Here is an 18482-nt window from a genome sequence, read left to right as displayed (position 1 = left end):
TCACTCCTCCATGGCCACCGTGCGTGGCTTTGGTTCAAGAGTAATGCGTAGGCAAAGGGATGAGCCTAGTGCTTGGGGAGGATCTTTCCCTCACTGTGACGGAGAACGCCCGGGACCGCCCGCACTGTTCCCGGATCGGAACCGTTCCGCCGCGCGAGTGGCACCAGCGAGATGGCGAGGGCCCCGAGGACCGCGGCCACCGCGAACGTGGTGAAGCCGAGCGAGGCGTTCCCGCCCGCCACGACCGCCCCGCCGAGCCACGGCCCGACGACCGCGCCGGTGCGTCCGACGCCGGTGACCCAGCCGAGCCCCGTGGCGCGCTGGGCGGGCGTGTAGACGGAAGGGGCGGCCGCGTACACCATGACCTGCGCGGAGAAGAGCCAGATGCCGGTGACGAAGACGATGGCGTAGGCGACGCCGAGCGGCAGCTGGGCCTTGAGCAGGAAGGCGCCGCACGCGGTGAGCAGGAACCAGACCGCGGAGACCTTGACCGCGCCGAAGCGGTCCGCCGTCCGGCCCGCGACGAGCATGCCGACGATGCCGCCCGCGTTGATCACCATCAGGAAGGTGACGGAGGAGGAGAGGGAGTAGCCGGAGGCCCGCATCAGCTCGGGGAGCCAGGTCGAGACGCCGTAGACGAGGAGCAGTCCGGCGAAGGAGGCGGTCCACATCAGCGGCGTCGCGAGCCGCCGGCCGGGGCCGAAGAGCGAGGCGACGGCGGAGAAGCGGCCCTTCGCGCCGGCCTCGGGCGCCTCGGCGGGCGTCGGGGCGGGCAGCCGGTAGCGGGCGGCGACGGCATCGGCCGCCTCCGTACGCCCCTTGGCGAGCAGCACGCCGGGCGACTCGGGCAGCCACTTCAGGACCAGCGGGACGGCGATCACCGCGGGGATCACGCCGAACCAGAAGACGACGCGCCAGCCGTGGTCGGGGCCGAGCGCGAGCCCGAGGCCCGTCGCCGCCATGCCGCCCGCGTGGTACGAGGTCATCATCAGCCCGGTGGCGAGCGCGGCCCTGCGCGGCGGCGCGAACTCGGCGACGATCGCGAGCCCGATCGGCATCAGGCCGCCGAGCCCGAGCCCGGAGACGAAGCGTCCCGCGCCGAAGACGGCGGCGCTCGGCGCGAGCGCGCACAGCGCGGAGCCCAGCGAGAAGAGGACGACGCTGCCCGTCACCATCGGCCTGCGCCCGGCCCAGTCGGTGAGGGTGCCGCAGCCGAGCGCGCCGACGAGCATGCCGAAGGTGGTCCAGGAGCCGACGGTGCCCGCGGTCGAGGCGGTGAAGCCGAGGCCGTCGTCGTCGATGAGGTGCGGCAGCACGGCGCCGTAGATGTTGACGTCCATGCCGTCGAAGAAGACGACGAGCCAGCACAGGGCGATGACCGGGGCGACGTCCCCGAAGCTTCGCGGAGGGGTCACGGGCTTGTCCTTCCAGTCGCGCTAGTCGAGGGGAAATCCGGTGTAGGCCTCCGCGAGGTCGGCCTCGGCGGAGCGCGCGGTGGTGATCCGGTCGAGCCGGGCGCGCTGGATGCGGTCGTCGAAGGGGGTGGCGTCGGGGGCGCGGTGGAGCATCGTCGTCATCGCGTAGCTGAAGCGCTCGGCCTGCCAGACGCGGCGCAGACAGGTCTCGGAGTACGCGTCGAGGAGGCTCGCGTCGCCCTTGTCGCGGAGCAGGACCAGCGCGCGGGCGAAGGTGACGACGTCGCCGACCGCGAGGTTGAGGCCCTTCGCGCCGGTCGGCGGGACGATGTGCGCGGCGTCGCCCGCGAGGAAGAGCCGGCCGTGCCGCATGGGCTCGTGGACGTAGCTGCGCATGGGCGTGACGGACTTGGCGGTGACGGGCCCGCGCCGCAGTGCCCACGCCGGGTCGTCGGTCTCCAGGCGGCGGTCCAGCTCGTCCCAGATCTCCTGCTCGCTCCAGTCGTCGGCGTCCGTGCCGTCCGGGACCTGGAGGTAGGCGCGCGTGACGGCAGGGAGCAAGGGAGCGGAGCGACTTCCTTGGAGGGGCGGTGGCGGGAGACGGGCGGGCCTCATGGAGAGCAGGGCGAAGCCGCGGTCGTGGCGGGCGTAGACCAGCTCGTCGTGCGAGGGCGGCACGTCGGCGAGGATGCCGAGCCAGCCGAAGGGGTACGTGCGCTCGAAGGTCCGCGCGAGCGCCTGGGGCACCGCCTTGCGGGCCACGCCCCAGAAGCCGTCGCAGCCCACCACGTAGTCGCATTCGAGGACGTCCTCGACGCCTTCGCGGCGGAAGCGGACGCGAGGGTTCTCGGACGCGGCGCCCTCCACGGCCAGCGCCTCGGCCCCGAAGAGCAGCGGGCCGCCGTCGGCGAGCCGGAGGGCGATGAGGTCCTTGCAGACCTCGGTCTGGGCGTAGACCGTCACCGAGCGGCCGCCGGTCAGCGCGGGGAAGTCGACGCGGTGCCTGCGGCGGTCGAAGCGCAGCTCGATGCCGTCGTGCGGGAGGCCCTCGCGGTCCATGCGGGCGCCCGCGCCTGCCTCGCGCAGCACGTCGGCGGTGCCCTGCTCCAGGATCCCCGCGCGCTGGCGCCGCTCCACGTAGGCGCGGTCGCGGCTCTCCAGGACGACGGATTCGACGCCGGCGTTGTGCAGGAGGCGGGCGAGGAGCAGCCCTGCCGGTCCTGCCCCGATGATCCCGACGGTGGTGCGCATCGATCGCCCCTTCGGCTCGGCCTTGTTCGCCTGGTGAACTTTTGTTCATAATGTGCTGACGGGAGTCTCCGGCCGGGCCTGTGCGCTGTCAACGGTCGTGCGGCATCCGATTCCACGAGACGAGGAGCGGCGCCGTGCCAGCAGAGTCCGGACAGGCGGAGTCCGAACAGGGCGTACGTCCCCTTGAGCGCGGCCTCGCCGTCCTGCGCGCGCTCACGCGCGAGGACGGGGCCCGCGCCGGCGACCTGGCGCGCGCCACGGGCCTGGCCCGCTCCACGGTCGACCGGGTCGTGGCGACCCTGGTCCGGCTCGGCTACGTACGCGTGCGCGGCCAGGAGCTCCGCCTCTCGCCGCGCCTGATGGAGCTCGGCAACGCCTACCTCGCGGCCAGCGGCCTGACCGGCGAGGTGGCGGCGCGCACCGCACGGCTCGCCGACGAGCTCGACGAGTCGGTGTCCCTCTCCGTGCCCGACGGCGACGGCGTCCGCTTCGTGACGCAGGCCGCGCGGCGCCGCGCCATGTCGGTGGCCTTCCGCATCGGGGACCTGCTGCCGCCCGAGCGGTGCGCGCCGGGCGCCCTGTTCGCCGCCGCGTGGGACGAGGGGCAGTGGGCCTCATGGCGTGCGCGCGTGGCCGCGGGGCCCGCAGAGGACGCCTTTCCCGCGCTGCCGCCGGGGCCCGCGCCCGAGGACACCCCGGACCTCGCGGCCCGCGTCGCCCACGCGCGCGAGACGGGCCGGGCCCTGGACGACCAGCTGATCGAGCCGGGCCTGGTCGCGGTGGCGGTCCCGGTGCACGACACCGCGGGGCGCGTGCGCTACGCCCTGTCGGTGGTGAGCCACACGAGCAGGCACTCGGCGGACGAGCTGGCGGAGGCGATGCTGCCCCGGCTGCGCGCCGAGGCGAAGCACTTGGAGGATCTTGACGGGCGGGCCGAGCCCGGGCCGGACGAACCGGGGCGGGCCGAGCCCGGGCCGGGGCAGCCCTCGCCCCCAGGCCGCCCCGTACTCGCCTCCCCTTCTGGTCCCACTGGTCCCACTGACCCGACCGACTCGGCTTGCCCCAGCAACCCCACCAGCCCCAGCACTCCCGCCGACCCCACCGCCGCCAAGGCCGAGCTGGGCCCCGAGTTCCTGCAGTCCCTCGCGCGCGGCCTCGCCGTGCTGCGCGCGCTGGGCGGGGCGCGCGGGGACGGGCTGCCGCTCACGGAGATCGCCGCGGCCACGGGCCTGCCGAGGGCCACCGCGCGGCGCTGCCTGCACACCCTGGTCCTGCAGGGGTACGCGGCGCACGACGGCCGCCTCTACCGCCCGCTCCCCCGCATCCTGGAACTGGGCCACGCCGCCCTGTCCCGCCTCACCTTCGCCGAGCTCGCCGAGCCGCACCTGCGCGAACTGACCGACCGCGTCCACCAGTCGGCGTCGGTCACGGTCCTGGACGGGGCGGACATCCTGTACGTCGCGCGGGCGGCGACGGTCCGCGTCATGAGCGTCCACATCACGGTCGGCACCCGCTTCCCCGCGTACGCCACCGCCATGGGCCGGGTCCTGCTCGCCGGACTCCCCCCGGCGGAGCGCGCCCGCAGGCTGGCGTCGCACCCGCCGCGCGCCCTCACTCCGCGCACGGTGACCGACCCCGGCGAGCTGGCCCGCCTCCTCGACCGGGCCGCCGCCGACGGCCACGCCACCGCCGACCAGGAGCTGGAGGAGGGCCTGCGCTCGGTCGCCGTGCCGGTCAGGGACGCGGCGGGCCGGGTGGTCGCCGCCCTGAACGTCGCGCGGCACGCGGGCACCGCACCCCTGGCCCACACCCGCGACGCCCTGCTCCCCGAGCTGCGCGCGACGGCGGCGGCGATCGAGGCCGACCTGCACACCGCGGCCCGCTTCAACCACGTACACATGCACTGACGCGACAACACCGCGCCCCGGGGGGCCATCTGACGAACCATCAGAAAAGGGAAGGGGCCGCGTACGAAACAGCGGCGGAGGAGCAACGGAGGTGCCCGGAGCCGGACTCGAACCGGCACGCCCCCGAGGGGCAGCGAGGTTTAAGCTCGCCGTGTCTGCATTCCACCATCCGGGCAGGCCATGGGCTCCGCGTCGAGGATTCGACCCTATCGGGAGGCATCCCCCGAACAGCGGAAGGACTTCCCGATGTTGTCTTATTTTATTGACGTCTGAGGGTGCATCAGCCGCAGGTACGGTCCATCGGTACTTGCCGGAGGCCTTTCCCCCCTCCGGTCCGGTCGTGAGGGTCTCCGTACGGAATGACGGAATTTAGCCGCCCGTACGTTCCCGTCCCCGGCCCTCCCCTCTCAGGGGCGGACGTCATCCCCAGGTATGACAACCCGCCCCCGGGTCCGACTCGAGAGGGCCCCCGGAACCGGAACAGCGGCTGACTCCAGGGCACGGATCGGCCAGGACGATGGAGTACGTCCCCACTCGTCGTCCCGACAGGAGCACCGTCCCGTGACCACCACCCCCTTCGCCGCCCGCGCCACCGCCGTGGCCGCGCGTGCCACGGATCTCTCCAAGGTGTACGGACAGGGCGAGACCCAGGTGGTCGCCCTGGACCGCGTCTCCGTCGACTTCGGGCAGGGCGAGTTCACCGCGATCATGGGCCCCTCGGGCTCCGGCAAGTCGACGCTGATGCACTGCGTCGCGGGCCTGGACAGCTTCAGCTCGGGATCCGTGCGGATCGGCGAGACCGAGCTGTCCACGCTCAAGGACAAGCAGCTCACCAAGCTCCGCCGGGACAAGATCGGCTTCATCTTCCAGGCGTTCAACCTGCTGCCGACCCTGACGGCACTTGAGAACATCACGCTGCCGATGGACATCGCGGGCCGCAAGCCGAACAAGCAGTGGCTCGAGCAGGTCATCGAGATGGTCGGCCTCTCGGGGCGGCTCAGCCACCGGCCCACCGAGCTCTCCGGCGGCCAGCAGCAGCGCGTGGCCGTGGCCCGCGCCCTGGCCTCGCAGCCGGAGATCATCTTCGGTGACGAGCCCACCGGAAACCTCGACTCGCGCTCCGGCGCCGAGGTCCTCGGCTTCCTGCGCAACTCCGTGCGGGACCTCGGGCAGACCGTCGTGATGGTCACCCACGACCCGGTGGCCGCGTCGTACGCGGACCGCGTGATCTTCCTGGCGGACGGGCGGATCGTGGACGAGATGCACCGGCCCACGGCGGACGGCGTGCTCGACCGGATGAAGCACTTCGACGCCAAGGGGCGGACCAGCTGAGCACCGTGCGACGTCCGCGGGTTCTCCTTCCGCGGGCCCGTCGTGGCTGGTCGCGCAGTTCCCCGCGCCCCTGACGGGGCACGCCCCCAGGCCCTCTCTCCCCAGGACAGAAACCATGTTCCGTACCGCCCTGCGCAACGTGCTCGCGCACAAGGCCAGGCTGTTGATGACCGTGCTCGCCGTCATGCTCGGCGTCGCGTTCGTCTCCGGCACCCTGGTCTTCACCGACACCTTCGGCAACGCCTACAAGAACAAGTCGGCGAAGAGCTACGACCACGTCTCCGTCGCCGTCCTCTCCGACGGCGGCTCCGGCGACGGTGACGAGGCCAAGCAGCAGCCCCGGCTCACCGACTCCCTTCTGAAGAAGACCCGGGAGCTGCCCGGCGCCGACTCCGCCATCGGCTCCGTCTCCGGCTTCACCGCGCTCGCCGACAAGGACGGCAAGCTGGTGGGCGGCGAGTGGGGCACCACCGGCGCCAACTACTACCCCGGCAAGGACGGCAAGGACCCGCGCTACGACTTCACCGAGGGCGCCGCCCCGAAGTCCGCGGGCGAGATCGGCCTGGACTCGCGCACCGCCGAGCGCACCGGCTACAAGGTCGGCGACACCGTCCGCTACTCCACCGACGGACCGGTGAAGGAAGCCAAGGTCAGCGGCATCTTCGGCACCTCGGACGGCAATGTCGTCGCGGGCGGCAGCCTGGTGGTCCTGGACAACAAGACCGCGTTCAAGGCGCTGAACAAGACGCAGTACGACGAGATCGACGTGAAGGCGGCCCCGGGCACCTCCGAGGCGGCGCTGAAGAGCTCGGTCGAGAAGATCCTGCCCAAGGACTCCTCGACGATCACGGGCGGGGAGCTCAAGACCCAGCAGGACGACATGATCGAACAGCAGACCAGCTCGATGAGCCAGGTCCTGCTGATCTTCGCCGGCATCGCGCTCTTCGTCGGCATCTTCATCATCGCCAACACCTTCACCATGCTGGTCGCCCAGCGCACCAAGGAGCTCGCGCTCATGCGGGCCGTGGGCGCCTCGCGCCGCCAGGTGACGCGCTCCGTGCTCATCGAGGCGTTCCTCGTCGGCCTGGTCGCCGCCGTCACGGGCTTCGCGCTCGGCATCGGCGTGGCCGTGGGCCTGGAGTCCCTGATGAACTCCGCCGGTGCCTCGCTGCCCGACGGACCGCTGGTCATCGCCCCGACGACCATCGTGGTCGCGCTCCTGATCGGCGTGGTCGTGACCATGCTGGCCGCCTGGCTGCCGGGCCGCCGTGCCGCGCGGATCCCCCCGGTCGCCGCGATGAACAGCGTGCACGCGACGCCGACCACGCGCGGCCTGATCGTGCGCAACACCATCGGCTCGATCATCGTCGCCCTCGGCGTGCTCATGCTCTTCATGGAGGACAACTACGTGAAGTCCGGCGGCGCGGGCGTCGTGCTCGTCGGCGTCATCGTCCTCACGCCGCTCCTGTCCCGCCCGTTCATCGCCGCCTCGGCCCCGCTCCTGAAGCCGTTCGGCGTCACCGGCAAGCTGTCCCGCCTCAACTCGGTGCGCAACCCGCGCCGTACCGCCTCCACCGCCGCGGCCCTGATGATCGGCCTGACCCTCATCACGGCGATGACGGTCGTCGCGACGTCCATGAGCACCGCCATCAACAAGATGGCCGCGGGCTCCCTGAAGGCCGACTACGCGGTCTCCATGGCGAACTTCCAGCCGCTGGCCCCCGAGGTCCGCGAGAAGCTCGCCGCGCTCCCCGGCGTCGAGGCGAGCAGCCCGATGCGCAGCGCCTACGGCGAGGCGGACGGTTCGTACACCACCATCAACGGCGTCGACCCCAAGGCCATCGACAAGCTGATCGGCCTCGACTTCGACAGCGGCTCGATCGAGGGCCTGGGCGGCGACTCGGTCCTCATCGACCGTGACATGGCCAAGGACAAGGGCCTGAAGACGGGCGACACCATCCCGGTGAAGTTCGACGACGACAACAAGACGGTCGAGCTGAAGGTCGGCGGCGTCTACGAGGGCAACGAGATGCTCAGCGGCGTCTTCGCCGCCACCTCCACCGTCGACCCGCACCTCGACAAGGTCGTCGACAAGCAGGTCCTGGTGAAGATGAAGGACGGCGCGTCCGACAACGCCGAGGACTCCATCGTCAAGGCCCTCGGCGACAACCCGGCGATCACCATCCAGGACAAGGACGCGATCAGCAACCAGGTCGGCGGCGCCATCAACATGCTGCTGAACATGCTGTACGGCCTCCTGGCGATGGCCATCCTGATCGCGGTGCTCGGCGTCATCAACACCCTGGCGATGTCGGTCTTCGAGCGGAAGCACGAGATCGGCATGTTGCGGGCGATCGGCCTGGACCGCGCGAAGGTCAAGCAGATGGTGCGCCTCGAAGCGGTGATCATCTCGCTGTTCGGCGCGGTGCTCGGCATCGGCCTCGGCCTCTTCATGGGCTGGATCGCGGGCGGCTCCATCGCCGACTCGGTCTCCACGTACGCCATGGAGATCCCGGTCGGCCGGATCGTGATCTTCCTGGGCATCGCGGCCCTGGTCGGCGTCCTGGCGGCGGTCTGGCCCGCGCGGAGCGCCGCGCGGCTGAACCCGCTGCAGGCGATCAAGGCCGAGTAGCGGTACGCGGCAGGGGCCCTGGACGGTGATCCGTCCAGGGCCCCTTCTCGCGTACGCGGCCGGCTACGAGGTCCACTCCCTGGCCCGCAGCGGCATCCCCGACCCGCCGCTCTGCGGGGTCTTCACCGCCAGGACCTGGTTGACGCCGATCCGGTTGCGTTCGAAGGCCAGCGCGGAGGCGGCCATGTAGAGCCGCCAGACGCGGGCGCGGCCGGGCGAGGTGAGCCGCTGGCCCTCGGCCCAGTTCGCCTCCAGGTTCGCGACCCAGCGGCGCAGTGTGAGGGCGTAGTGCTCCCGTATCGACTCCAGGTCGCGCACCTCGAACCCGGCGCGCTCCAGGAGCCCGACGGTGGTCCCCACGGGCGCGAGCTCGCCGTCGGGGAAGACGTACGCGTCGATGAACTCGTCGACCGTGTACGCCGATTCGTCCTCCTGCGGGCGCCGCGCGATCTGGTGGTTGAGCAGCCGGCCGCCAGGCTTGAGGAGGGCGTACAGGTCCATCGCGTACTCCAAGTAGCGCTTGGAGCCGACGTGTTCGGCCATGCCGATGGAGCTGATGGCGTCGTACGGCCCGTCGCGTACGTCGCGGTAGTCCTGGACGCGGATCTCGATCCGGTCCGTGAGGCCCTCCTCGGCGATCCGCTTCCTGGCGTAGGCGGCCTGCTCCTGGGAGAGGGTGACGCCGACGACGCTCACACCGTGCTCGCGCGCCGCGTGGATCGCCATCGAGCCCCAGCCGCAGCCGACGTCGAGCAGGCGCATGCCGGGCCGCAGGCCGAGCTTGCGGGAGATGAGTTCGAGCTTGTCGCGCTGGGCGTTCTCCAGGGTGCCTTCGGGCGACTCCCAGTACGCGCACGAGTAGACCATCGAGGGGCCGAGCACCAGCTCGTAGAAGTCGTTGCCGACGTCGTAGTGGTGGCTGATGGCCTGCCGGTCGCTGCCCTTGGTGTGCAGGTGCAGTCGGCCGCGTCTGCGCATCTCCTCCGGCGGCGGGGACGGCGGCAGGAAGGGCGCGGAGAGGGCGAACAGCGAGCGGGCGGCGGCGCGGACCTCAGGGTCGCGCAGCGCGTCCCGCAGGTTCCTGCCGTCCCCCTCCTGCCGCGGGCCCCGCTCCCAGATGAACTCCGCCATCCTGTCGAGGACCTCGTAGAGATCGCCGTCGACGTCCAGGTCTCCGGCCACCCAGGCGCGCGCCAGGCCCAGTTCGCCCGGCTTCCACAGGAGATGGCGCAGCGCGCGGCGGTTGCGCACCACGAGGACGGGCGCACCCGGCGGCCCCGCCTCCGACCGGTCCCAGGCCCGGATACGTACCGGCAGCGGGGCTCCCATGAGCTGCTCGGCAAGGTTCTTCAGCCGCTGTGCGGCGTCCTGCATGGCGCACACCTCCGTGACACACATCCCGGAACGGTCCAACACCACGTAAACACCAAAGAACCGCACGCGCAGTCCCGTTGCCGCGTCACGGATCGGCAAAATAGATGCTGGGGGCATCTACTTGCTTCCGGGTACGCCGAAGGGGGCCGCCCGCACCACGGATGGCGGGCAGCCCCCTTCGGGGTGGATCAGTGACGCGAGGTCAGGAGGCCTTGGCCTTCTCCTCGGCCTTCACCGCGGGCGACGGCTCGGCGGCGACCGGCGGCTTCGGGGCCGGCTTGGCGGCCTCGTAGAACTCCTCGCGCGGGGCTTCGAGGGCGCCCAGGGAGACGACCTCGCGCTTGAGGAACATGCCGAGCGTCCAGTCCGCGAAGACGCGGATCTTGCGGTTGAACGTCGGCATCGCCATGCCGTGGTACGCGCGGTGCATGTACCAGGCGAGACGGCCCTTGAGCTTGATCTTCATCTTGCCCATGACGATCATCGCGACGCCCTTGTGCAGGCCGAGACCGGCGACCGCACCCTTGTTGGCGTGGCTGTACTCCTTCTGCGGGAAGCCCCGCATGCCGGAGATCACGTTGTCGCCGAGGACCTTCGCCTGACGCAGCGCGTGCTGGGCGTTCGGCGGGCACCAGGCGTTCTCGTTGCCGGCCTTGCGGCCGACGAGGTCCGGCACCTGGGCGTTGTCGCCCGCGGCCCAGATGTAGTCGGTGCCCTGGACCTGGAGGGTCGTCTGGGTGTCGACGTGGCCGCGCGGGCCGAGCGGCAGACCGAAGCGGGACAGCGCCGGGTTCGGCTTGACGCCCGCGGTCCACACGATCGTGTTGGAGTCGACCTCGAGGCCGTTCTTGAGGACCACGTGGCCGTCGACGCAGGAGTCCATCGACGTCGAGAGGTAGACCTCGACCCCGCGGCTCTCCAGGTGCTCCTTGCCGTACTGGCCGAGCTTGGGACCGACCTCGGGGAGGATCTTGTCCGCGGCGTCGACGAGCACGAAGCGCATGTCCTCGCGCTTCACGTTGTTGTAGTACTTGGCCGCGTCGCGGGCCATGTCCTCGACCTCGCCGATGGTCTCCGCACCCGCGAAGCCACCGCCGACGAAGACGAAGGTCAGCGCCTTGCGGCGGACCTCCTCGTCCGTCGTGGAGTCAGCCTTGTCGAGCTGCTCGAGGACGTGGTTGCGCAGGCCGATGGCCTCCTCGATGCCCTTCATGCCGATGCCCTGCTCGGCGAGGCCGGGGATCGGGAAGGTGCGGGAGACCGCGCCCATCGCGATGACGAGGTAGTCGAAAGGCAGCTCGTACGCCTCGCCCACGAGGGGGGCGATCGTGGCGACCTTGCGGTCCTGGTCGATGGTGGTGACCCGGCCGGTGAGAACCTCGGCCTTCGGCAGAACGCGTCGCAGCGGGACGACGACGTGCCGAGGCGAGATGCTGCCGGCGGCGGCTTCGGGGAGGAAGGGCTGGTAAGTCATGTACGACCGGGGGTCGACGACCGTGACGGTCGCCTCGCCGTAGCGCATCTTCTTGAGGATGCGCCGAGCTGCGTACAGGCCTACGTACCCACCGCCTACTACGAGGATCCTGGGACGCTCCGTGGTGCTCATGCCATCGAGTATCCACCTGCCCGCCGGGGGTCGCTCGTGCGCCCCTTCACAAGGATGGAGAGGGGCTCTGCTACACTTCGCCGCCCACGTGACGGAGGTCATGGCGTCGCACGGGAACCACGGTGTAACGCGAGTCGTTGCTCACCCCTTGTGAGCTGCCGCTCCGGGGCCCCGCGGGGAGTGGACCACTGGACCGCGACACACTCCGGCCACACCCCTGAAGCATCCCGGTCACACGGCCGGGAGCCCCAGGACCCCCCTTTCGGGGGCCAAAGGGCCCCGAACCTCGCCCATCAGGGCCGAATTCCTTGTGAAGAACTTCACGAAGTTTTCCGACGCCGTGTCGTGGAGAGGGCGCCGGGTGCCGTCGAACGCCCTCCCACCACCGTTGGTGTTCCTGGTCTCCGAGGCAGCTTGGCCCTACTTGAGAAGGGCGACGAACAGTCCGAGGATTCCGGCGATCTCCGCGGCCACCGAGAGCCGCAGGCGCCAGGGGATGCCTTCTCCCCGCGGCGGCGGTGCGGGAGAAGCGCCACCGGCGCCGCCAGGGCTCACGTTCGGATGACGGAACGGTGGGGTCGTTCTGGGGACGGCGCCACACTGCCGGAAGAAGTCCGTCGCGGACTCGGACGAACGCTGCTGACGGCGGCGTCCTTCTTGGATCTTCTTCGTCACTTCCCGCACAAGGAGCACGGTGGACACGGCAAGCCAGACCACCACCGCCCACCACAGCGGCACCGTGTAGACGTGCGTCCCAACCGTCACTTCCATGGTTCCCCCGGAGCACCGTCTGCGCCGCGCGGCCACTCCGCCGCAGCCGCGGTCCCACCGACTATGCCCGCACCGGAGCCACCCGTACGCCTGAAAGTGGTTTCCCCCGGTACAGACGACGGCCCCGACACGTTCAAAGAACGTATCGGGGCCGCTTAGCCGCAGGTCAGATCCCTCGCTTACCCGCCTCGACCTCTCCTGCCACTGTGAAGGCGATACCGTCCAGGATGTCGTGCTCGCTCACGACGACCTCGCGGGCGCCGATGCGCTCCATGATCGCGAGCAGCACGAGGCCGCCCGCCGCGATGACGTCGACGCGGCCCGGGTGCATCACCGGGATCGCGGCGCGCTCGTCGTGCGTGGCGTGCGCGAGGCGGTTCACGATCTCGCCGACCTGCTCGTACGGGATGCGGGAGTGGTGGATGGCCTGCCAGTCGTAGCTCTCCAGGCCCAGCGCGATCGCGGCGATGGTGGTCACCGACCCCGCGAGGCCGACGAGCGTACCGGCCTCCTTGAGCGGCACCGTCTCCTCGGCCAGGTCGAGCGCGGCCTCGATGTCGGCGCGGACCGCGTCGAGCTGCTCCTGCGTCGGCGGATCGGTGACGGCCCCGTCGCGTACGAGGTGGCGCTCGGTCATGCGGACACAGCCGACGTCGACCGAGCGGGCCGCCCGCGCGTGGTCCGTGCCGACCACGAACTCGGTGGAGCCGCCGCCGATGTCCACGACCAGATACGGCTTGGCCAGGTCGTCGCGGCCGGTCAGCTCCTTGGTCGCGCCCGTGAAGGAGAACTCCGCCTCCTGGTCGCCGGAGATGACCTCAGGCTCGACGCCCAGGATGTCCAGGACGCCGCGGACGAAGTCGTCGCGGTTCTCCACGTCGCGGGACGCGGAGGTCGCCACGAAGCGGATCTTCTGGGCGCCGTGCTCCTTGATGACGGCGGCGTACTCGCGGCAGGCGGCGAAGGTGCGGTCCAGCGCCTCCTGGGCGAAGCGGCCCGTCTCGTCCACGCCCTGGCCGAGCCGCACGACCGTCATCCGCCGGTCCAGGTCGACCAGTTCACCGGTGAGCGGGTCCGCGTCCGCCACGAGGAGGCGGATCGAGTTCGTGCCGCAGTCGACGGCGGCGACGCGGGTCACTCGGCGCCCTCGGTGGCGCACGGCGTGACGCACGCGCCCTTGGCCCACCACTCGGGCAGCATCGCGATGGCCTCGTCGCCCAGCGGGTTCACGCCGGGGCCCGCGGCCAGCGAGTGGCCGACCAGGACGTGCAGGCACTTCACGCGGTCCGGCATGCCGCCCGCGCTCGGAAAGCCCTCCAGGACCTCGATCTCGTCGCGGCGCGCGATGTAGTCCTCGTGGGCCCTGCGGTAGGCGGCGGCCAGCTCGGGGTCCGTCTTGAGGCGCTCCGACATCTCCTTCATGACGCCGTTGGCCTCGAGGGTGCCGATCGCGGAGGCCGCCCTCGGGCACGTCAGGTAGTACGTCGTCGGGAAGGGCGTCCCGTCCGGGAGGCGCGGCGCCGTCTCGACGACGTCGGGCTGTCCGCAGGGGCAGCGGTGCGCGATGGCCCGCAGGCCGCGCGGCGGGCGGCCGAGCTGCTGCTTGAAGGCCTCGACGTCGGCGTCGGTGGGCTCGGTGCGCGGGGTGCTCGGCGGGGGCGTTTCCATGCCTGTCTTTCCATGTCCGTGGGTCAGTCGTCGGGGCGGTCGGCCTTGTCGACGCCGTCCCAGACGTTCGAGTACCAAGGGCGTGTGGCCGCCCCCTGGTCCGTGCGCCGGCTCTTCGCCGCCGCGGGGTCGATCACCGTGAATCCGGTCTCGCCCGGCATCACGTAGTGCAGCCGGTCCCGGATGCGCTGCTCCGCGTACGCGTCGTCCTGCCAGCGGGCCTTCTCGTCGCGCAGCTTCTCGACGTCCTCCTGGCGCTCGGCCTTCTGCCGGCGCAGGTCGTCGATCTCGGCGCGCTGCGAGACGTACTGCCTTATCGGGTACGCGAGCGCGACGACGAGCGAGCAGAGCACGAGCGCGAGGAGCGCGGCGCGGCCGGTGAGCCGGGAGCGGCGGGCCTGGCGCTTGGTCTGGGAGCGGTAGACCCGCTCGGCGGTCTGCTCGCCGAGCAGCTTGAGGCGGGTCGCCGTGGAGAACCGGTCCTTGGTCCCGGCCTTGGCCATGGTTCCGCCTCCCCAGTGCAGCGCGACAGTGCCTCAACGTACCTACGTCCCCGCACACGGTACGGGACCGCGTGCGGGGACGTAGGTAACCCGGCGTCACGACCGGGCTTCGTGCGTGATCAGCCCTTGAAGCGCGGGAAGGCGCTGCGGCCGGCGTAGACCGCGGCGTCGTCGAGGATCTCCTCGATGCGCAGGAGCTGGTTGTACTTCGCGACGCGCTCGGAGCGGGCCGGGGCGCCGGTCTTGATCTGGCCGCAGTTGGTGGCGACGGCCAGGTCGGCGATGGTGACGTCCTCGGTCTCGCCGGAGCGGTGGGACATCATGCACTTGAAGCCGTTGCGCTGGGCCATCTCGACGGCGTCCAGGGTCTCGGTCAGCGAACCGATCTGGTTGACCTTGACGAGCAGGGCGTTGGCCGAGTTCTCCTCGATGCCGCGGGCCAGGCGCTCCGGGTTGGTGACGAACAGGTCGTCGCCGACCAGCTGCACCTTGTCGCCGAGCTTCTCGGTGATGACGTTCCAGCCGGCCCAGTCGTCCTCGAACAGCGGGTCCTCGATGGAGACGAGCGGGTACGAGGCGACGAGCTCCTCGTAGTACTCGGTCATCTCGGCGGCCGAGCGCTCCTTGCCCTCGAACTGGTACTTGCCGTCCTTGTAGAACTCGGACGCGGCGACGTCGAGGGCGAGCGCGATCTGCTCGCCGGGGACGTAACCGGCCTGCTTGATGGCCTCGAGGATGAGGTCGAGCGCGGCGCGGTTGGAGTCCAGGTTCGGGGCGAAGCCGCCCTCGTCGCCGAGGCCGGTCGACAGGCCCTTGTCCTTCAGGACCTTCTTGAGGGTGTGGTAGACCTCGGTGCCCCAGCGCAGGGCCTCGGAGAAGGACTCCGCGCCGATCGGGGCGATCATGAACTCCTGGATGTCGACGTTGGAGTCGGCGTGCGACCCACCGTTGAGGATGTTCATCATCGGGACGGGCAGCAGGTGCGCGTTCGGGCCGCCGAGGTAGCGGAACAGCGGCAGGTCGCTGGCCTCGGAGGCGGCGTGCGCGACTGCGAGCGAGACGCCGAGGATGGCGTTGGCGCCGAGCGAGCCCTTGTTGTCGGTGGCGTCCAGGTCGAACATGGCCTGGTCGATCAGGCGCTGCTCGGTGGCGTCGTAGCCGACGAGCTCCGGGCCGATCTGCTCGATGACGGCGAGGACGGCCTTCTCGACACCCTTGCCCTGGTAACGGTTCGGGTCACCGTCGCGAAGCTCGATGGCCTCGAAGGCACCGGTGGAGGCACCCGACGGAACGGCGGCACGACCCGTGCTGCCGTCGTCGAGGCCGACCTCGACCTCGACCGTGGGGTTGCCTCGGGAGTCCAGGATTTCCCGGGCTACGACGACGTCGATGGACGGCACGAGCATCTCCTTCTGGGATGTGACGCTTTTACGCGGGCCGCTTCGGCCCTGCGTCTCCTGAGCCTAACGGGCTCCGGAGCTTCGGCCAGCCGACCGCCCGTCCCGTGGGACGGCCAAGGGCCCAAATACCCGGGAAACGGGACGGAAGCCCGTGTTTCTACTGGCCGGTAGCTCGCTAGGGGCGAACACGGGGCCGGGCCGCGCGGACCGCGGGCTCCGGTTCGCCGGCGGCGGACATGGCCCGGCCCCGGTGCGTACGGGGGATACGCGCACCGGGGCCGGGAGCCCGTGGGGACGGGGGCCGGCCGTGCGTCCGCCGAGGCACGGCCGGTGTGGAGCCCTTAGCTGAGGTGCAGCTGCTGGCCCGGGTAGATGAAGTCGGCGTCGTCGATGATGTCGCCGTTGAGCTTGTAGACCTTCTGCCAGCCGCCCTTGACCTTGTGGTCCTCGGCGATCTTGGACAGGGTGTCGCCCGTCTTGACCTTGTACTCGCCGTCGCCCTTCTTGACCGTCTTGCCGGTCGGGGTCTCGACGGTCTTCTTGGTCTCGGTCTGCGGCGTCGGCTGCGGCTTCGGCGCGGCCTGCTGCTGCGGGGCCTGCTGCTGCGGAGCGGCCTGCTGCTGCGTCTTCTGCGGCTGCGGCTTGGTCTGCTGCTGCGGCTTGGCCTGCTCCTGCGAGCCGCCGCCGTTGTACGCGGCGCCCGAGAGACCGACGCCACAGCTCGGCCAGGCGCCCTTGCCCTGGCCCGCGAGGACCTTCTCGGCGATCTCGATCTGCTGCGCCTTGCTGGCCTTGTCGGCGGTGGGCGCGTACTTGGTGCCGCCGTACGCGGCCCAGGTGGAGGCGGAGAACTGCACGCCGCCGTAGTAGCCGTTGCCCGTGTTGATGGACCAGTTGCCGCCGGACTCGCACTGGGCGACCGCGTCCCACTCGGCACCGGTGGCGGCGTTGGCCGAACCGGCCGCCATCAGCGGGGCGGCGACGGCCGCGCCGGTGACGCCGACGAGCGTGGCGACACGGGTGGCCTTGGACGGGCGACGGTGCTTGCCCTTGCCGGAAAGCAGCATGAGTTGATCCCCTACACCGACGCCTGCGAGGTGAGCTGTCGGGTTCGGGCCGATGTGGTTGCCCGGCCGCGCTTCCTAGAGCGCGACTTCACCCCTAGCCGTTTCCGGCACTTACCTTGGGTCCCCCGCTCCTGCCTACGGCGCTCTTGAGCGACGACTGTTCCCGTCCGGCCGTTGGCAGGATTCGGCGTACCGACCGGCGGGGCCCGCAGTGGCGAGCGGTCACGACCGTAGCCACGCAATCCACCGAATTTCAAAGACGATCAGGCCTTCTGAGACCCATCTCTCACTCGCGCCAAACCGGACATACGGCGCGAAGTACCCGCCCGACTCTTCGTCAACTTCCGTTACTTTTCGCCCAGATCGAGGCTCTGACCGGGGAGGATGAGGTCCGGGTCGGCCCCGACGGTCTTCTTGTTCTCGCTGTAGAGCTCGTGCCATCCGCCGTCGACGTCGAGGTCGTGCGCGATGGCCGAGAGGTTGTCTCCGGAGCGCACCGTGTACGTCCCGTCGGCGACCTCGTCCGTGCGGTCGCCGCCGCGCGACGCGTGCCGTCCCGGACGGTCGCCCTCGCCGCCGGACGGGCTCTCGTCGGCGCGGTCGCCGCGGTGGCGGCCGCCGGACGAGTCCCCGGAGCCCTCGGACGGGTCGGTCGAGTCCTCGGACTCGGGCGAAGTGGTGTCCTTCTGGCCGGACTTGCCGGAGCCGCCCTTGCCGTCGCCCTTCTCGCCCTTGTCCTCCTGGTCTTCCTTGCCGCCCTTTTCACCGGACTTGTCGTGATTCTTCTCTCGGGACTCGTCGTCCGAACCGGGCGTGTCGCTCGCCTCGTCGGAGGGCTCCGGAGTCTTGGAGGCGTCGTCGGACGGCTCGTCCGTCTCCCCCTTCTCCTTCTCCTTCTCCGAGCCCTCGGGGGCCTTGGAGTCCTTGTCCTTGCCCTTGTCGTCGCCCTTGTCCTTGTCCTTGGCGTCCTCGGAGCCGGAGGGGTCGGACGGGTCGGACGGGTCCGAGGGCTGCGGCGTGACCGGGGCGCCGGGGTCGACGTCGGCCGCGGCGCCGTCCTGGGTCAGGCCCGCGATCGGGGCGCAGCTCGGCCAGGCGGCGGTGCCCTGGTCGTCGAGGATCTGCTCGGCGACGGCGATCTGCTGCGAGCGGCTCGCCTGGTCGGCGCTCGGCGCGTACGCGAGGCCGCCGTACCGCTCCCACGTCTCCTGGGAGAGCTGGAGCCCCCCGTAGTACCCGTTGCCGGGGTTGGCGCTCCACGCGCCGCCGCTCTCGCACTCGGCGAGCTTCTCCCACGTCGTGGTCTCTGCGGCACTGGCGCTGGTCGCGCCGAGCAGCGGGATGGCGATGGCTGATCCGGTGACTCCTGCCGCGACGATGAGGGCCGGGGCTTGGCGGGGGCGTCGGTGACGACCATTGCCGGAGAGCATGCGGTTGCCTTTCGGGAGACTATTGCGGCGACTTGTGCGCCTGGGGCGCTCAAGTCGTCGTGAACGTAGCCGCAGTCGAACGCTTGTCACAAGTCGATGCAGCGGAGATCACGTAAAAGTCACATC

Annotated in this window: 14 protein-coding genes, 1 tRNA gene and 1 riboswitch; of the genes, 3 read left to right on the top strand and 12 right to left on the bottom strand. The window is 70.9% G+C overall.

Features of this window, described 5'->3' with window-relative positions; translation table 11 throughout:
- Positions 1-65: 65 nt before the first annotated feature.
- Together ACZ4D5_RS32040 and ACZ4D5_RS32035 are read right to left on the bottom strand one after the other, a co-directional pair.
- The gene (locus tag ACZ4D5_RS32040; RefSeq protein ID WP_467775949.1) at positions 66-1415 is read right to left on the bottom strand and encodes an MFS transporter; all 1350 of its coding nucleotides are present in this window, start codon (positions 1413-1415) and stop codon (positions 66-68) included.
- A gap of 21 nt (positions 1416-1436) precedes the next feature.
- Entirely contained in the window at positions 1437-2666 is a 1230-nt protein-coding gene (locus tag ACZ4D5_RS32035; protein WP_467775948.1) for a 4-hydroxybenzoate 3-monooxygenase, read from the bottom strand.
- Between the two features lie 134 nt (positions 2667-2800).
- On the opposite strand from ACZ4D5_RS32035, the gene ACZ4D5_RS32030 reads away from it, so the two are divergent.
- Positions 2801-4573 (top strand): IclR family transcriptional regulator domain-containing protein, encoded by a 1773-nt coding sequence (locus tag ACZ4D5_RS32030; protein WP_467775947.1) that lies wholly within the window; start codon positions 2801-2803, stop codon positions 4571-4573.
- 92 nt (positions 4574-4665) lie between these two features.
- Here the strand turns inward: ACZ4D5_RS32030 and ACZ4D5_RS32025 are convergent.
- A tRNA-Leu gene (locus ACZ4D5_RS32025) sits at positions 4666-4748 on the bottom strand.
- 386 nt (positions 4749-5134) lie between these two features.
- Between ACZ4D5_RS32025 and ACZ4D5_RS32020 the strand changes: the two genes are divergently transcribed.
- The gene (locus ACZ4D5_RS32020; RefSeq protein WP_467775946.1) at positions 5135-5905 is read left to right on the top strand and encodes an ABC transporter ATP-binding protein; all 771 of its coding nucleotides are present in this window, start codon (positions 5135-5137) and stop codon (positions 5903-5905) included.
- A gap of 115 nt (positions 5906-6020) precedes the next feature.
- Positions 6021-8537: an ABC transporter permease gene (locus tag ACZ4D5_RS32015; protein WP_467775945.1), complete on the top strand. Its 2517-nt coding sequence runs from the start codon at positions 6021-6023 to the stop codon at positions 8535-8537.
- Positions 8538-8600: 63 nt separating this feature from the next.
- On the opposite strand, the gene ACZ4D5_RS32010 is transcribed toward ACZ4D5_RS32015, so the two are convergent.
- The 9 genes from ACZ4D5_RS32010 to ACZ4D5_RS31970 all read right to left on the bottom strand — a co-directional run bounded on the left by ACZ4D5_RS32010 (position 8601) and on the right by ACZ4D5_RS31970 (position 18356).
- On the bottom strand, positions 8601-9911 hold the full coding sequence (locus tag ACZ4D5_RS32010; RefSeq protein ID WP_467775944.1) for a class I SAM-dependent methyltransferase: 1311 nt from the start codon (positions 9909-9911) through the stop codon (positions 8601-8603).
- A 202-nt stretch (positions 9912-10113) separates the two neighbouring features.
- The gene (locus ACZ4D5_RS32005; protein WP_467775943.1) at positions 10114-11517 is read right to left on the bottom strand and encodes an NAD(P)/FAD-dependent oxidoreductase; all 1404 of its coding nucleotides are present in this window, start codon (positions 11515-11517) and stop codon (positions 10114-10116) included.
- 420 nt (positions 11518-11937) lie between these two features.
- A complete protein-coding gene (locus ACZ4D5_RS32000) occupies positions 11938-12288 on the bottom strand; it encodes a hypothetical protein (protein ID WP_467775942.1) in 351 nt (116 codons plus the stop codon).
- A 166-nt stretch (positions 12289-12454) separates the two neighbouring features.
- Positions 12455-13426, bottom strand: a complete 972-nt coding sequence (locus ACZ4D5_RS31995) for a Ppx/GppA phosphatase family protein (RefSeq protein WP_467775941.1) — start codon at positions 13424-13426, stop codon at positions 12455-12457.
- Positions 13423-13956, bottom strand: coding sequence for a DUF501 domain-containing protein (locus ACZ4D5_RS31990; RefSeq protein ID WP_467775940.1), 534 nt, complete (start codon positions 13954-13956; stop codon positions 13423-13425). Before ACZ4D5_RS31990 ends, ACZ4D5_RS31995 begins: the two co-directional genes overlap by 4 nt.
- Positions 13957-13979: 23 nt before the next feature.
- Positions 13980-14459: an FtsB family cell division protein gene (locus ACZ4D5_RS31985; RefSeq protein ID WP_362339517.1), complete on the bottom strand. Its 480-nt coding sequence runs from the start codon at positions 14457-14459 to the stop codon at positions 13980-13982.
- A 119-nt stretch (positions 14460-14578) separates the two neighbouring features.
- On the bottom strand, positions 14579-15865 hold the full coding sequence (gene eno, locus ACZ4D5_RS31980) for a phosphopyruvate hydratase (protein WP_306338692.1): 1287 nt from the start codon (positions 15863-15865) through the stop codon (positions 14579-14581).
- 335 nt (positions 15866-16200) lie between these two features.
- Positions 16201-16926, bottom strand: coding sequence for a transglycosylase family protein (locus ACZ4D5_RS31975; protein WP_467775939.1), 726 nt, complete (start codon positions 16924-16926; stop codon positions 16201-16203).
- A 5-nt stretch (positions 16927-16931) separates the two neighbouring features.
- A riboswitch (cyclic di-AMP (ydaO/yuaA leader) is annotated at positions 16932-17079 on the bottom strand.
- 194 nt (positions 17080-17273) lie between these two features.
- Positions 17274-18356, bottom strand: coding sequence for a transglycosylase family protein (locus tag ACZ4D5_RS31970; protein WP_467775938.1), 1083 nt, complete (start codon positions 18354-18356; stop codon positions 17274-17276).
- Positions 18357-18482 lie beyond the last annotated feature (126 nt).

This window comes from Streptomyces sp. NPDC025651 (assembly GCF_055558735.1).
Note: the sequence above shows the minus strand (reverse complement) of the source record. Positions and strands in the feature narration are given on the sequence as shown.

What these genes read in the sequence shown, in the direction of transcription:
- ACZ4D5_RS32005 (WP_467775943.1), bottom strand. Translation starts at nt 11,517, where the DNA reads ATGAGCACCACGGAGCGTCCCAGGATCCTCGTAGTAGGCGGTGGGTAC.
- ACZ4D5_RS32000 (WP_467775942.1), bottom strand. Translation starts at nt 12,288, where the DNA reads ATGGAAGTGACGGTTGGGACGCACGTCTACACGGTGCCGCTGTGGTGG.
- ACZ4D5_RS31985 (WP_362339517.1), bottom strand. Translation starts at nt 14,459, where the DNA reads ATGGCCAAGGCCGGGACCAAGGACCGGTTCTCCACGGCGACCCGCCTC.
- eno (WP_306338692.1), bottom strand. Translation starts at nt 15,865, where the DNA reads ATGCTCGTGCCGTCCATCGACGTCGTCGTAGCCCGGGAAATCCTGGAC.
- ACZ4D5_RS32035 (WP_467775948.1), bottom strand. Translation starts at nt 2,666, where the DNA reads ATGCGCACCACCGTCGGGATCATCGGGGCAGGACCGGCAGGGCTGCTC.
- ACZ4D5_RS32010 (WP_467775944.1), bottom strand. Translation starts at nt 9,911, where the DNA reads ATGCAGGACGCCGCACAGCGGCTGAAGAACCTTGCCGAGCAGCTCATG.
- ACZ4D5_RS31975 (WP_467775939.1), bottom strand. Translation starts at nt 16,926, where the DNA reads ATGCTGCTTTCCGGCAAGGGCAAGCACCGTCGCCCGTCCAAGGCCACC.
- ACZ4D5_RS32015 (WP_467775945.1), top strand. Translation starts at nt 6,021, where the DNA reads ATGTTCCGTACCGCCCTGCGCAACGTGCTCGCGCACAAGGCCAGGCTG.
- ACZ4D5_RS31970 (WP_467775938.1), bottom strand. Translation starts at nt 18,356, where the DNA reads ATGCTCTCCGGCAATGGTCGTCACCGACGCCCCCGCCAAGCCCCGGCC.
- ACZ4D5_RS31990 (WP_467775940.1), bottom strand. Translation starts at nt 13,956, where the DNA reads ATGGAAACGCCCCCGCCGAGCACCCCGCGCACCGAGCCCACCGACGCC.